The sequence below is a fragment of the Pseudomonas sp. MWU318 genome (assembly GCF_016756945.1).
Lineage (GTDB): Bacteria > Pseudomonadota > Gammaproteobacteria > Pseudomonadales > Pseudomonadaceae > Aquipseudomonas > Aquipseudomonas putida_A.
Genome location: NZ_JAESJL010000001.1, coordinates 69,164 through 84,434 on the forward strand (window position 1 = coordinate 69,164; position 15,271 = coordinate 84,434).

The 15,271-nt window shown below is 63.6% G+C and carries 11 protein-coding genes; all 11 read right to left on the minus strand.

The window, feature by feature from the left end; genetic code table 11:
* Window positions 1-185 precede the first annotated feature (185 nt).
* Window positions 186-944 carry a PIG-L deacetylase family protein gene (locus JN524_RS00305; protein WP_202368046.1) on the minus strand — a complete coding sequence of 253 codons (759 nt, stop codon included), beginning with the start codon at window positions 942-944 and terminating at the stop codon, window positions 186-188.
* 184 nt (window positions 945-1,128) lie between these two features.
* The gene (locus JN524_RS00310) at window positions 1,129-1,788 is read right to left on the minus strand and encodes a glycosyltransferase (protein ID WP_202368047.1); all 660 of its coding nucleotides are present in this window, start codon (window positions 1,786-1,788) and stop codon (window positions 1,129-1,131) included.
* Window positions 1,785-2,384: an SAM-dependent methyltransferase gene (locus JN524_RS00315; protein ID WP_202368048.1), complete on the minus strand. Its 600-nt coding sequence runs from the start codon at window positions 2,382-2,384 to the stop codon at window positions 1,785-1,787. The genes JN524_RS00310 and JN524_RS00315 overlap by 4 nt, the downstream gene beginning before the upstream one ends.
* Window positions 2,381-3,154: a PIG-L deacetylase family protein gene (locus JN524_RS00320; RefSeq protein ID WP_202368049.1), complete on the minus strand. Its 774-nt coding sequence runs from the start codon at window positions 3,152-3,154 to the stop codon at window positions 2,381-2,383. The genes JN524_RS00315 and JN524_RS00320 overlap by 4 nt, the downstream gene beginning before the upstream one ends.
* On the minus strand, window positions 3,151-4,149 hold the full coding sequence (locus tag JN524_RS00325; RefSeq protein WP_202368050.1) for an acyl-CoA dehydrogenase family protein: 999 nt from the start codon (window positions 4,147-4,149) through the stop codon (window positions 3,151-3,153). Before JN524_RS00325 ends, JN524_RS00320 begins: the two co-directional genes overlap by 4 nt.
* 1 nt (window position 4,150) lies before the next feature.
* On the minus strand, window positions 4,151-6,310 hold the full coding sequence (gene glgX, locus JN524_RS00330; protein ID WP_202368051.1) for a glycogen debranching protein GlgX: 2,160 nt from the start codon (window positions 6,308-6,310) through the stop codon (window positions 4,151-4,153).
* Window positions 6,311-6,559: 249 nt separating this feature from the next.
* The gene (locus JN524_RS00335) at window positions 6,560-6,880 is read right to left on the minus strand and encodes a DUF2934 domain-containing protein (protein WP_202368052.1); all 321 of its coding nucleotides are present in this window, start codon (window positions 6,878-6,880) and stop codon (window positions 6,560-6,562) included.
* Between the two features lie 27 nt (window positions 6,881-6,907).
* Entirely contained in the window at window positions 6,908-9,676 is a 2,769-nt protein-coding gene (locus tag JN524_RS00340; protein WP_202368053.1) for a malto-oligosyltrehalose synthase, read from the minus strand.
* Window positions 9,673-11,751, minus strand: a complete 2,079-nt coding sequence (gene malQ, locus JN524_RS00345; protein WP_202368054.1) for a 4-alpha-glucanotransferase — start codon at window positions 11,749-11,751, stop codon at window positions 9,673-9,675. The genes JN524_RS00340 and malQ overlap by 4 nt, the downstream gene beginning before the upstream one ends.
* A complete protein-coding gene (treZ, locus tag JN524_RS00350) occupies window positions 11,748-13,550 on the minus strand; it encodes a malto-oligosyltrehalose trehalohydrolase (protein WP_202368055.1) in 1,803 nt (600 codons plus the stop codon). Before treZ ends, malQ begins: the two co-directional genes overlap by 4 nt.
* A gap of 18 nt (window positions 13,551-13,568) precedes the next feature.
* A complete protein-coding gene (gene glgA, locus JN524_RS00355; RefSeq protein ID WP_202368056.1) occupies window positions 13,569-15,155 on the minus strand; it encodes a glycogen synthase GlgA in 1,587 nt (528 codons plus the stop codon).
* Window positions 15,156-15,271: the final 116 nt, after the last annotated feature.

Genomic DNA, 15,271 nt, shown 5'->3' on the forward strand with positions numbered 1-15,271 from the left:
ATAGTTCTGGCCTCATCGCGAGCAGGCTCGCTCCTGCACAGGTTCTGCGGTGGCGCACAGGTTATGCGCCCGGCAAATCCTCTGTAGGAGTGAGCCTGCTCGCGATGGCGGTCGATCAACCATAACTGCGTTGACTGACACACCGCTATCGCGAGCAGGCTCACTCCTACAGGGGAGAAGGGGTTTCAGATGAGGACGATTTCGTACGGCAAGCGCATACGTTCGAGGATCACCCGCGGCAGCAGCGGCGCAATGCCGATTGCCGGTTCGCCCATGAGCTGGCTGGCGTAGGCGTGGGTGGCGTGGCTCTTGCGCGCCACGGTCCAAGTGTCGAGTCGCAGTTTGCGCGCGCGTTCCCAAGGGATCAGGTTTTGGTCGCGTTCCGGCCAGTGCCAGGCCCAGACCGGCACGTCATGGAACGTTGCGCCGACTTGCGCCGCCGCTGTGGCACTCGCGCGGCCGACCGCTTCGTGATCATCCGTACGATCGTCGCGCCAGGTGCTGAACACCACGTCGCCGGGGCGCAGGTAGCGAGCGATGAAGTCGGTGAGGTCGGCCTCGCGGTCGAGCAGCGCGTTGTCGGTGAACCCGCCACGCACCCATTTCAGGCTGTGCATCGGCAAGCCGAGGCGGCGCAGGGCTTCGACACTTTCCTGGGGGCGGAACACGCTCAGACGTTTTTCCGACCATTGCCGTGAACCGGGATGGCTGGCGCTGCCGTCAGTGATCGACAGCAGTTGCAGCGGATGGCCGAGGCTTGAGAGCAGTTGCAGGAGCCCGCCACAGGTCACCACCTCATCGCCCGGATGCGGGGCGACAACGACGGCTCGGGCACCGGGTGGCACCAGACTGTGGGTATTGATGACGGGGATGTTGTCCAGTTGCCGGGCGCTGTTCCATATTTGCGCCGGCAGCGGATTATCGCTGAGGGATAACGGTTTCATGGGTATTACGTCCTTGTTGTCTCTGGCCCTCAGTCGTGCAGACACCGTGGAAAACCAGGTGCGCGCGACCCGTGAAGGCGGATGAATTGCCGTGCGACGCTCCGAACCCTGGATTGCCGCGCAGCAGAGTATTGCTCATGAAAGTTGATTCGTCGCGTCACAGATCAATCTGATCCGCTTTTTTTTAACCAGGCTGTGCCAGATTTCGCAGATAGTCACCGAATCCACCCCGTGCGCGACTGTCCAGACGGGCGCTGGTGCGCACTTGCGGGCGATGGCTCCAGGCGATGTTGGCACCGCACCGCTCCAGTCGCCGCACCAGTTGCACATCTTCGTCGCAGGCCAGCGGCGGGAAACCACCGGCCCAGCGGTAAACGTCGGCACTGACCCCGAGGTTGGCGCCGTGGATGTGGCGATGCCCGTCACGGGCCTGATAGTGACTGTGGTAGCGAATCTGCGCGGCTTCGTCGAACGATTGATCCCAGTGTTCGACGGTCACGGTGCCGCATACCGCGTCGGCGCCCAGCCCCAGCTGCGCCACCAGCCAGTCATCGGCTACTCGGCTGTCGGCGTCGGAGCAGGAAATCCAGCGGGCGCCGCGCTCCAGCAGGACCTGCGCGCCAGCGGCCCGTGCCTGACCGACATTGCGCGCGTCGATGTGCAGGCTCTGTACGGGAAAGCGCTTGACGATCTGCGCCGAGCGGTCGGTGCAGCTGTCGAGCACCACCAGCACTTCGACCGGCTCACCGGCCAGCAGCCCGTGTTTGCTGGCGCGCACGGCGGCTGTCAGGCACTGTTCCAGCAGGTCTTCCTCGTTATGCGCCGGAATCAGAATACCGATCATCGCAGGCCCTCCAGTGCGGCCACCGAGCGCGGCTCGCGGCTCCAGACTTCAAGGATGAAGTCCGCTTCCTGATGCAGTGCCAGACGCGGCAGCGGCAGTTGCTCGTGAATCAGGTCATGCACCTGCCGCGCATTCAGCGGGCAGTTGTCGATGGGCGGGCGCCAGTGGCAAGCGAGCAATTGCCCGTCAGCCGTCAGGGATTCACTGATGCGGCGGATCACTTCTGTCAGATCCTGGGCATCGAGGTAGTAGCCGATTTCGCTAAATACAATCAGGTCGAATTTTTCCTCCGGCCAGTCACCGGGCAGGCGACTCTGGCGCACTTCGGCGTGGTCAAACAGGCTCAATCGGGTACGCGCCAGGTTCACCGCGGCACTGGCGGTGTCGCAACACAGCAGGCGATCGCAGCGCTCGGCGAGCTCGGCACTGAGTTCGCCATTGGCGCAACCGGGTTCGAAGATCGCCCGATAATGTGCGCGGGGCAGGGCGGCGAGGGTGATCGCGCGTTTGCGCTGTTCGTACCAGCGCTCGCGGAACGCCCAGGGATCGTCGTTGGCGCTGAACAATCCGTCGAAGTAGCGATCTTCGACACTCATAGGAACACCACTTCAAACGGTTGCAGCAGACGATCCAGCACGTACGGCGCCAATACCGGTTTTAGCCCGGCTTGCGGGTCGCCTTCCAGTTGGCTGGCGAACGCATGCACCGCGTGGCGTTTGCGCGCCACTTGCTCCGGCGACAACAGAATCTTGCGTGCGCGCTGCCATGGCACCGAGGCGTCTTCGGGGGAGGCCCAATGCCAGGTCCATACCGGCAATTCGTGGCAGGTGGCGCCAACCCGCCGTGCGGCCTCGATACTGGCGCGACCGGCGGCTTCGTGATCGCAGTGGCCGTCCTCGCACCAGGTGCTGAACACCACGTCGCCGGGGCGCAAGTGGCGTTCGATGAAGGCGATCAGCGACGGCTCATCCGCGGCGACCTGGCTATCGCTGAAACCGCCGCGCAACCATTTCATCCGGTGCAGCGGCACGCCGAGGCGGCGCAGGGCTTCGGCCGATTCCTGCGGCCGTACCACGCTCAGGCGTTCGACCGGCCAACGCTCGGAGCCAGGATGACTGGCGCTGCCATCGGTGACCGAGATCAGTTGCAACTGACGCCCGGCGGCGGCCAGCAACTGCAGCATCCCGCCGCAGCCGAGCACTTCGTCGTCCGGGTGCGGGGCGACGATCACCGCCCGCGCGCCCGGTGGCACCAGACTCAGGACATCGACGCTGTCCAGCGCCGCCAGGTGCCGCGAATGTTGCCATTGCAGCAGCGAAGTGCCCTGGTGGCCGATGATCGGGTCGGGTTTGTTGGCGGCATTCATAGCGTCCAGGCCTCCTCGGGGTGTTCGGCCAGCGACTGGCCGAGCGCGGCGAGATCACGCTCGGCATGGCTCTGGCGCAGGAACACCGGCAGATCAGCGATCAGCCGGGCGAAGTGCCGATCCTTGCAGAACGGCCCGGCACCCAGCGCCCGCCCGGTCTCGCGCATCACTTGCTCAGCCGATTGCTCGACCACGGCACGGGCGCGCCGGGCCAACAGTTCGGCATCGGCTTCGGGATGCGCATCAATGTGCAAGGTACTGAAGCGCAACACATTGGCTGCCGCGTACAGCGCTGAATCGACCGCACCGAGGTGGGCGAGGGCGTGCGGCTCCTCGCGTTGTGCGCAGTGTTGACGCAGCACCTCGGCGATCTGCCGCGCCGCGCCGTACCAGCACGCGGCGATGCCGATCCCGCCTTGCCAGAAACCCGGACGATTCAGGTAGTCACCGGGTTCGCCGATGGCCTGGGCTTCGGCGCCGTCGAACAACACTTCGACGCTGCCGGTGGCGCCCATGCCGACCGCTTCCCAGCCCTGATCGGTGATGGTCACGCCCGGTTGATCCAGCGCCACCGCGACCAGTTGCTGGCGATCCTCGGCATCCCACGCGGTGAGCAGCGCATGGCTGAGCACCGCCGCCCCGGAACACCAGGCCTTGCGCCCGTCGAGGCGCACCATGTGCCCGGCCGGTCGCACCTGCACCCGAGCCTGCGGTGGTTCAGCCGCCCACATGCCCCAAGTGCTGCCCGGTGTGGGCGAGCCACCAAGCTGTTCGATGATCGCCAATGCGTCGGTGTGGCCTTCGAAGAGTTTGCACAAGCCCAGATCGTGTCCGCCGACTTCGGCCAGACGCTGAAAGCGCTCAAGCGTGCGGCCGCTACCGGGCAGCGGCAACTGATCCAGACCGGCCTCGACCAGCGCCCGCAGGCAATGGCCGAGTGCGGCGGTGTCGTGATAGTCCGGCGGGCGGCGCGCCAGATAGCTGTGCAGGTCCATATCAGTCTTCTTCTTCGCGTTGCAGTTCGAACAGCAGCAGCGAACGCCCGGTGACTGAATACTCATGGCCGAAATCGAAGCGTTCCTGACCGCGAATCGACGGCTGATTGGTGTCGATCATGCAGGTCCAGAAGCTGCCTTCCGGCACTTCCGGCAGGCTGAAGTTGACGATGTCGTGGTGGGCGTTGACCACCAGCAGCAACGTCGCATCGGCGCCTTTGCGGCGGATCCCGGTTTCCTGCGCGCGACCATCAAGGAGCATGCCCAGGCAACGGTTGTGCGCGTCATGCCAATGCTCGGTGGTCATCTCGGTGCCGTCCGGCGCCAGCCAGGTGACGTCCTTGACGCCGATGTCCTCGTTGTATTCGCCGACCAGGAAGCGCCCGCGACGCAGGATCGGATAAGCCATACGCAACTTGATCAGGCGTTTGACGAATTTGAGCAGCGCCTTGCCGTCCTCGCTCAGGTCCCAGTTGACCCAGCCGATCTCACTGTCCTGGCAATAGGCGTTGTTGTTGCCGTCCTGGGTGCGGGCGAATTCGTCGCCGGCAACGATCATCGGTGTGCCCTGCGACAGCAGCAGCGTGGCGAAGAAGTTGCGCATCTGCCGGTGGCGCAGCGCGTTGATCTCCGGGTCATCGGTCGGGCCTTCGACGCCGTGGTTCCACGACAGGTTGTTGTTGCTGCCGTCCTGGTTGTTCTCGTCGTTGGCTTCGTTGTGCTTGTCGTTGTACGACACCAGATCGTTGAGGGTGAAACCGTCATGCGCGGTGATGAAGTTCACCGACGAGTACGGCCGCCGCCCGCGCTGGTTGAACATCTCGCCGGACGCGGTCATGCGGCTGGCGAAGTCGGCGACCTGGCCGTCGTCGCCTTTCCAGAACGCGCGCACGGTGTCGCGGAATTTGTCGTTCCACTCGACCCAGCCCGGCGGGAAGTGGCCGACCTGATAGCCACCGGGGCCACAGTCCCAAGGCTCGGCGATCATTTTTACCTGACGCAGCACCGGGTCCTGACGGCAGGCGACGAGGAAGCTGTGGCGCTCGTCGAAACCGTCGTGATAGCGCCCGAGAATGGTCGCCAGGTCGAAGCGGAAACCGTCGACGTGCATCTCGCTGGCCCAGTAGCGCAGCGAATCGGTGACCATCTGCAGCACGCACGGATGACTCAGGTCGAGGGTGTTGCCGGTGCCGGAATCGTTGATGTAGTAGCGCTTGTCGTCCGGCATCAACCGGTAATACGAGGCGTTGTCGATACCGCGCATCGACAGGGTCGGACCTTGTTCGTTGCCCTCGGCGGTGTGGTTGTAGACCACGTCGAGGATCACTTCCAGATTGGCCTCGTGCAGGTGCGCGACCATCTCCTTGAACTCGGCGATCTTGCCGCTGGCCAGATAGCGCGGGTCGGGGGCGAAGAAGGCGATGCTGTTGTAGCCCCAGTAGTTGGTCATGCCCTTGTGCAGCAAATGCTGATCGTTGACGAAGGCATGGATCGGCAGCAGTTCCACGCTCGACACGCCGAGTTTGCGGATGTGTTCGAGCACGTCGTCGACCATCAGGCCGGCAAACGTACCGCGCACGTTCTCCGGCACCGAAGGGTGACGCATGCTGATGCCGCGTACGTGGGTTTCATAAATGATGGTTTTGTCCCACGGCACGCTGACACGGTGGTCGTTGCCCCAGGTGTGCGCCGGGTCGATGACCTTGCACTTGGGCACGAACGGCGCGCTGTCGCGTTCATCGAAACTGAGGTCGGCGTCGGGGTGGCCGATGGTGTAGCCGAACAGCGCCTCGGACCATTTCAACTCGCCGACCAGTTGCTTGGCGTAGGGGTCGATCAGCAGTTTGTTGTGGTTGAAGCGGTGGCCGTTGGCCGGGTCGTACGGGCCATAGACGCGGTAGCCGTAGATCAGCCCCGGGTGGGCGTCGGGCAGATAACCGTGGTAGATCTCGTCGGTGTATTCCGGCAGTTCGATGCGTTCGAGTTCGACTTCGCCGGCATCGTCGAAGATGCACAGTTCGACCTTGGTGGCGTTGGCGGAAAACAGCGCAAAGTTCACCCCCAGACCATCCCAGGTGGCGCCGAGCGGGAAGGGCAGACCTTCACGGATTCTGGACGGCTCAGCGTGCGCTGCGGGCTCGGCTTTTTTTGGACTGGACATGATTGCTCCTGCAAAACGGGTTGGTTCGGATAACGGATCAACTGTGGGCACAGAATCTGTGGTGAGAGGATTTATCCCCGATGGGTCGCGCAGCGGCCCTGCGACTGCTTCGCAGCCGATCGGGGATGAATCCCCTCACCACAGACATCTCTCCCTGACAGGGGTTGTTTGGGGTTTCTTGAGGACGAGTTGGCCCTCGGTGGCGAGCGAACTCGCCACACGGTGATTCAGTTCAATATTCCGGGTGGGTCAGTTGGCCGGGGGCTTGCGTGGGGCGCGCGGCTTTTTCTCGGCGGGCTTTTCACCCGGCGGTACGACTTTGGCGGCGCTTGCCGGTTTGGCTTTGGCCGCCGCCGGAGGCTTCGGCTTGGCCGCCGGGGCTTTGCTTTCGGGGCCTTTGCCGGCGGCTTTGCTGCCAGGGGCTTTGGGCGACTTCTTCGGCGCGAGGGCCTCGGCTTCGGCCAGTTTGCGCGCCATTTCCCAATGACGCGCTTCATGACCTTCAGGTTTGCCCTCCGATTCCCAGATCTGATAGGCAAACTCGCGGATGCGTTTATCGTCGGTACTCATCGCAATGCTCCTGAACTGAACTCGTCGTTACGTAAAGAGTTGGATAAACAGATTGACCGGGAAATCCCCCAGCGCGGCGCTGACGTTCAGCTCCCTGTTTTTTGTGACTGCGCTGCTGTGAAAAAGTCCCTTCAGGTTTGTGTCAGAGGCGGCGAACGGTAAAACCACCCGTGTATCGCCCCAGCGCAGCGCATCCACCTGTGGCACGGCACTGTTTTCCAGCAACGTCGCGCAGCGGATCGGCACGATCACGATGGCGTAGCGGCCCTCGTGCTCACGAGCGAATGCGAGCACGTTGTGCGCCTGCTCGCCCAGCACCTCCAGGGCCTGATACGTGCCCCGGCGAAACAGCTCGGCGTGTTCGGCGCGCAGGTTCAACACCTCGGCGACCAACGCTTGCTTGATGCGCCCGTCACGCCAGTTCGCCAGCAGCTCCGGGAGCGGCGCGTGTCCGTCCAGAGCTTGCGCGCGCGCGGCGTAATCCACCGGCCGACGGTTGTCCGGATCGACCAGGCTGAAGTCCCAGAACTCGTTGCCCTGATACAGATCCGGCACCCCCGGCACGGTCATGCGCAGCAAGGTTTGCGCCAGACTGTTAAGGGCGCCGGCTGCCGCGATGCTGTTGACGGTCTTGCTCAGCGCGGCGCGCAGCAGCTCGCCTTCTGCACCGTTGAGCAGGCGTTGGGTGAACGTCTGCGCAGCGTTTTCGTAGGCCTCGTTCGGCGCGCTCCAGCTGCTTTGCAGCTTGGCCTCGCGCAGGGCTTTCTGTTGCCACTGCCAGATGCGTTCGGCGTAGTCGCTGAAACCTGCCTGATCGTCATCACGCAGTTGCAGCGGCCAACTGCCGAGCAACGCCTGATACAGGATCAGTTCATCGCCGGACGACGGCACTTGATCATCGTCGCGCAGCGGTCGGGCGAGGGCGCGCCATAACTCGACCTGTTCGGCGTACCAGTGGCTGCGTTCGCTGAGTATCGCCAGCCGTGCACGGGTGTCTTCGCCGCGTTTGTGGTCGTGGGTGGCGGTGGCCAGCAAGTTGTCGGGGAACGCGTCCAGGCGTTGCTGATTGACCGCATGGAAGTCGCTGACCGATGCGCTGAACTGCTCGGTGTTGTAGCCGACGTCATTACGCGACAGCAGCACTGCCGAGCGATACAGCGCGGTGTCTTCCACGGCTTTGGCCGCTGCCGGCGACGTCAGTTGCTGGAAGCGTACGCAAGCGTGCTTGAGGATCTTGCGCGAGCGCCCGCGTGGCTTGTGCCGCCATGGTGTGCCACCGAGCCAGGCCGCCACACAGTCAAGCACCGGCCAGTCGCCTTCGCCCAGCGTCTGCCGCGCGCCGTCCATGGCCTGCTCGAAGAACTGTTCATCCTGCGCCGCGCGCCCCAGCGCATTGATGTAAGTGCGATACACCGGGAAATGCACGATCAGCGCCTGCAATACCCGACGGATCGCGCCGAGGGTCAGGTCACGGGTCATCAGGTCATCCCGGGCCACTTGCAGCAGCGCCTGGGCGACGCTTTCGAAGTCACTGGCCAGCGAGCCGTTGAGGATCTGCTGACGTGCCAGTTGCGCTTCTTCGATGAACGCCGCCGGGCGCTCGGTACGCCGTTGCCACAGGTCGCCGAGGACGTGTTCGCCCTCAGGGTCGTGTTGCAGCAGCGACAGTTGATTCATGAACTCGTAACCGGTGCTGCCATCCACCGCCCAGTCGGTGCGCAGGGTTTCGCCAGCGCCGAGAATCTTTTCGACGTAGATCGGCAAGTGCCGATCCGGCGCAAGAAAGTCGAGGCGCCGCCGCAGCTTGCGGCAATAGCCACGCGGGTCGGCGAGGCCATCGATGTGGTCGATACGCAAACCGTCGACCAGGCCTTCGGCGATCAACTGGAAAATCTTGCCATGGGTCGCTTCAAACACAGCCGGGCGCTCGACGCGCAGGCCGCCGAGTTCGTTGATATCGAAAAAGCGCCGCCAGTTGATGTCGTCCGCTGCGGTGCGCCAACTGGCGAGACGGTAGCTCTGGCGTTCGAGCAACTGGTGCAGCTTGTCGAAGCCTTCTGCAGTCGTGGAGTCGTAATGCGCGAGACCTTCCTCGATCGCGGCGAGGATCTGCGGATCGCTTGCCAATTCTTTCAGTTCAGCCTTGAGCGGTATCGCCAGCGCATGCGCGTCGGTCTGGTAGCTGAGGGTACTGAAACGATCGGCCAGGGATTGCAGCGCTTCGACCGGTTTGAGCAGTTCGCCGTAGTCATTCGGGCAGATCGGGAAGTGATGCTCATAATGCTCGACATGGAAGCGTCCCTGCTGAGCATCAAAGCGCAGTTTCAGCGTGCCTTCCTGCAGCGCGACGCCGTAATCGCTGCCGAGAAACGGCAGCAACAATTGGCCTTCCATCAACGGGTCCGGCGAGTGCCACTGGATGTCGAAGAACTCGCCGTACGGGCTCAGGCGGCCCCATTCCAGCAGGTCCAGCCACCACGGGTTGTCACCGCCGCCGACCGCCATGTGGTTGGAGACGATGTCGAGGATCAGGCCCATGTTGTGTTCGCGCAGGGTGCTGACCAGACGCCGCAGCGCCGGTTCGCCGCCGAGTTCCGGATTGACCTGGGTCGGGTCGACCACATCGTAGCCGTGCATCGAGCCGGCGCGGGCCGCGAGCAGCGGTGAGGCATAAATGTGGCTGATGCCGAGGCGGGCGAAGTACGGTACCAGCGGCACCGCCTGTTCCAGAGTGAAACCCTTGTGAAATTGCAGGCGCAGAGTGGCGCGCAGTGGTTGGTTGAACGATGAATTCATTGGTCACGCTCGGCAGCTTGCAGGCGGGCACAGGCCAGCAGTTCCAGGCGGCGCGCGGCATCCGCGCCATCGAGCAACGCTTCGCTGTTGCCGGGCAGGCGCCGCGACCAGTTCGGATGGCTGTCGATGGTACCTGGCAGGTTGGCTTGCTCGTCGACGCCCAGCGCGTCTTCCAGCGGCAACAGCACCAGCGGCGCGCGGGTGTGGCCGAGGAAGCGCACACTGGCGTCGACCACTTGATCGGCCTCGTGGGACTCTTCGCGGAAGTTTTGCGGGTCCTGACTCAGCGCATCGCGCAGGCCTTGGCGTTCACGCTGGCGATGCCGGCGCCATTCGATTTCACCGTTGGCGTCGACGAAATCCAGGCGCGCATTCCAGTCGATGTCGCGGCCATGCCACCAGCCATTGAGCGTCGGCAGGTCGTGGGTGGTGGTGGTCGCCAGTGCGTTGTCCGGCCAGTCGAGAATCGGTTTGAAGCGGGTGTTGTCCTGTTCGAACAGCAGCACGCGCATGCCAAGGATCGCCCGCGCGCTTAGTTTTTCGCGCAGGCCGTCGGGCACGGTGCCAAGGTCTTCGCCGAGGACGATAGCCTGATGTCGATGGGATTCGAGGGTCAGCAGTCGCAGCAGATCGTCCACCGGGTAATACAGGTACGCACCGTCAGCCGGCGCCGAACCGTTAGGGATCACCCACAGACGTTGCAGGCCCATCACATGGTCGATACGCAGCCCGCCAGCATGGGCGAAGTTGGCGCGCAACATGTCGATGAACGCACGAAAGCCGTTGCGGATCAGGCCTTCGGGGGAGAACGCGGAAATCCCCCAACCCTGACCGGAGCGGTTGAGAATGTCTGGCGGCGCACCCACGGTAAGCGAGGCGAGCAGTTCGTCCTGAAAGCTCCAGGCCTGGCTGCCGGCGCCGTCGGCACCGACCGCGAGGTCAGCGATCAGGCCGATGCCCATGCCGGCGCCGCGAGCAGCCGTTTGTGCACGCTCCAGGCAACGATGGATCAGCCATTGGCAAAAGGCGAAATAGCCGATGCGCTCGGCGTATTCCTCGGCAAACGCTTCGAGGGCGGCGCCACGCGGCTCGTGCCAGTGTTCCGGCCAGTGTCGCCAGTCGAGGCTTTCGCCACGGGCGGCGCGCATTTCCTGAATGGCTTCGAAGCGGCAGTGATTTTCCAGGGCTTCGCCACCGGCATGGCGGAAACTGGCGAAGTCGGCATGCAACGGATGCTCGCCGGCAACGAAGCCTTCGTACAAGGCTTGCAGCAGTTTGTACTTGGCCTCGGCGGCGGCAGGCCAGTCGATCAGTTTGAGGTCTTCCAGTTGCTTGAATTGCTCGGCCAGACCGCTGGCGTCGATCGCATCACGCAACGCCCGTTCACCAAGGATGGCGCCCGGAGCGGCATACAGGGAATTGAGGAACAGCCGGCTGGACGGTGAATACGGGCTGTAGCGCCCGGTGTCGGCGCTGAACATCGCATGCAGCGGACTGATCGCCAGCGCCTCGGCGCCGCGTTCGCCGGCCACTCGGGCCAGCTCTTCCAGCGCCTGGGTATCACCAAAACCGCCATCGCCGGGGCGGCGCAGACTGTACAACTGCGCGCTCAACCCCCAGACGCGAGGGATCGGGTTGTCTACCGCATCGCCGACGCTGAAGCAGCGCTCGGGGGCCACGGCCAGGGTGAAATACTGATCGGCGATGTGCACCTGTTGATAGCCGACCGGGATCAACCCTGGCAGTCTGGCTTCGGCATCGAGTTTGAGGCTAAGGCGTGAACCGTCTTCCAGGTGGACTTCGCACGGGGTTTCCGGTTCGAAGTAGCGGGCCAGGTCAACACCAACACCGACATCGGCGGTCAGCAGCGGCGGCAGGTGGCGATCCTGTTGCACCTGTTGCAGTTGCAGCAGGCTGGCGTCGATTTCCTGCGCGGTATTGGCCGGATGACCCAGGCCGGTGAGAACATTGCGCAGCACCGCCGGGGCGACTTTCTGCGGGCGGCCGTTGGCGTCGATCCAGTCGACGGCGAGGCCGGCGCGGCTTGCGAGTATTTCCAGTTGCGCATCGCTCATAGGCGCTCTCCATCCAGAGGTTGCAAGGGGGTTGCGGCCGTGAGGCTGACAAGCGCGCAATACGCGGGCAGTACGCCCGGTTCCGACAGGGCAACGGCGGGCGGCTGTTGAAACAGCCACACGGCGTCGGTCTGTGCAGGGTTGACCACTGGCGTATCGCTGAGGTTCAGGTCAATTCGCAGCTCGCTGCCATCGCCCAACCGCCAGCGTGCACTGACCGCACCGAAACCGAGCATATGCGCGCCGAGCGCCTGGGTTCCGGACAGATTGGGAATGATGTAGCGGTGGCGCAATTGCAGCAGTTGCCGGTACAGCGTGAGGGTTTCCTGCTGTTTTGCGCTGCCGCTGCCGACCAGGCGAGGCTGCGAGGCGTGGAAGGTCTGCTCGGCATTCGGATCGGGAATTTTTTCGCGTTTGTGCGGATCGGCGAAGGCGCTGAACCCGGCGAATTCATTGCGTCGGCCTTCGCGCACCAGATCCGCCAGTTCACCGTGGTGGCTGGTGAAGAACAGGAACGGTTGCTCGGCGGCGAATTCGTCGCCCATGAACATCAGCGGAATCATCGGTGACAGCAGCAACAGCACGGTGGCGGCCTGCACGGCGCGTGGATCGGCCAGTTGATGCAAACGTTCGCCGAAGGCCCGGTTGCCGATCTGGTCGTGGTTCTGCAGGAACAGGATGAAAGCGGTCGAGGGCAGGTGTTCGCTGGGCTCGCCGCGCGGTTCGCCGTGGCGGGTGATGTGGCCTTGAAACACGAAGCCCTGACTCAAACAGCGCACCAATTGCTCGGTGGGTTGCAGCGCATAGTCAGCGTAATAGGCGTCGGTTTCGCCGGTCAGCAACACGTGCAGGGCGTTGTGGCCGTCATCGTTCCACTGCGCGTCGTAATCCTCTTCGAGCAGGCTCGATTGGTTGAGCTCGTTCTCCACGGTAAGCCAGACGTGGCGCGTCGGATCGATCTGCTGCCGAATGCGTTGTGCCAGTTCGGGCAGGAAGTCGGGGCTTTCTATCGCGTGCACTGCGTCCAGGCGCAGCCCGTCGAAGCGGTATTCGAGCACCCACATCAGCGCGTTTTCAATGAAGAAGTCCCGCACTTCACGGCGGCGGAAATCGATCGCCGCGCCCCATGGCGTGTGCTTGTCTTCGCGGAAGAAGCCTTTGGCATAGCGCCCGAGGTAATTGCCGTCAGGGCCGAAGTGGTTGTAGACCACGTCGAGAATCACCGCCAGGCCATGGCCGTGGGCGCTGTCGATCAGGTGCTTGAGTTGTTCCGGAGTGCCATAGGAGGCTTGCGGGGCGTAGGGCAGCACGCCGTCGTAGCCCCAGTTGCGGGTGCCGGGAAATTGCGCGAGCGGCATCAGTTCGATGGCGGTGATGCCCAGTTCGGCGAGGCGCGCCAAGTGCTGCTCGACTTCGGCAAAGCCGCCGAGTGCGCCGACGTGCAACTCGTAAATCACCGCTTCGCTCCACGGCCGGCCATGCCAGGTGGTGTTGCGCCATTGATAGGCCAGCGGATCGACCACCACGCTGTGGCGGTCAAGGTCGCCATCCTGGGCGCGGGAGGCCGGGTCGGGCACCTCCAATTCACCATCGATGTTGAAGCGGTAGCGGGTGCCCGCCGGGCACCGGATCTTGATCACGAACCAGCCATCGGCCTGCGGTAACATCGGCAAGGACTGGCCGTCTTCAAGTTCAACACTGACGTAAAACGCATCCGGTGCCCACAGCGCAAACTGAGTGTGTTCGGCGTCCTGCATGATCGCGCCGTGGGGCCAGTTTTTTTGGGTCCGTAACGGCATTGTGAAAAGCTCCCTGAATTATTTGTGGCCGGCTTTACCCAGCGCCTTGGCGACTAGTCGTTCGTAGAGCTCGGCGTAGGGTTCGACCGCTTTGCACCAGTTGAACGGCGCGGCCATCGCTCGGCAGCGCATGGCGTTGAGCAGTTCGGGGAAGGCGAATACCTTGAACGCGCGGCTCAGGGCTTCGCGGTAGCTCTCGACAGTGGACTCGTCGAAGAGGAAACCGGTGACACCGTTTTCGATGGTGTCGGCCAGGCCGCCGGTATTGCGCGCCACGGGCAAAGAGCCGAAGCGCTGCGCATACATCTGGCTCAGGCCGCAGGGTTCATAACGTGACGGCATCAATAGGAAATCGCTGCCGGCGAACATGCGCCGGGCGTCGGTTTCATTGAAGCCGATGCGCACGCCGATCTGCCCGGGAAAGCGCAGCGCCAGTTCACGCATGGCCTGTTCTTCTTCCGGCTCGCCACGGCCGATGATTGCGATCTGGCCGCCGTTCTGTACGATGTATTCGGACACCGCTTCAGTCAGGTCCAGGCCTTTCTGATAAACCAGACGCGAGACCACGGCGAACAGCGGGCCGCTGGAATCTTTCAAGCCAAACAGTTCACGCACATGGGCAGCGTTGACCGCTTTGCCTTCCCAGTCGCCGATGGCGAACGGCGCAAACAGGTGCGGATCAGTGGCCGCGTCCCAACTCTCGTCGATGCCGTTGGGGATGCCGCTGAGCAAGCCTTGCTGGGTCTTGGCGGCGAGAAAACCGTCGAGACCGCAGCCGAAATCCGGGGTGGTGATTTCCTGCGCGTAGGTGGCGCTGACGGTGGTGATGTGGCTCGAATAGGCCATGCCGGCCTTGAGGAACGACATCTTGCCGTAGAACTCCATGCCTTCCTGTTGCAGGGCATGCGTCGGAATGCCGAGCTCCGGGCACGAGCCGAGGCTGGTCACACCTTGATAGGCGAGGTTGTGAATGGTGAACAGGGTCGGCGTGCGCTGCCCGCGCCAGTGCATATAGGCAGGGGCCAGGCCAGCGGGCCAGTCGTGGGCGTGCACCAGATCCGGGCACCAGTGAATTTGCGCGAGGTTGGCGGCGATGTCGGCAGCGGCCAGGCCCAGGCGGGCGAAACGAATATGGTTGTCCGGCCAGTCGCGGCCGTTGTTGGCACCGTACGGCGAGCCTTCACGCTCATACAGCTCGGGGCAGATCAGCACGTAGATCACCAGCCCGTCCGGCATGTCCATACGGCCGATCTTGCACGGAGGCAATGCGGCATGGCCGCCGAGTTCGCCGATGATGTGGATCGGGTTTTCACTGTGCATCACCTGCGGGTAACCGGGGATCAACACGCGCACATCGTGCAGGTGCGCCATGGCGCGGGGCAGGGCGGCAGAGACGTCGCCCAGACCGCCGGTCTTCACCAGATCGGCGATTTCCGAGGTCACGAACAACACTTTCTTCTTGTTGGGATTCTGGCTGGCGACCGGCGTCAGCGTTTTGGTGCCCGGGACGTTGATCGACCGGCTGCCGGGAAGACTCAATGTGCTCGCGTCGCCTACTGACTGCTGAGCACGCTCTCCCTGAATATCCAATGCCGCACTGATCATGTGAATCTCCCGTGTCGTTGATCTGTTTCTTGTCTGGAACAAGCCATATCCATGGCCAAATCCTGTGGCCGGGCGCAAACGCGCCGCGCATCGGTGAGCAAACGCTACCCAACACG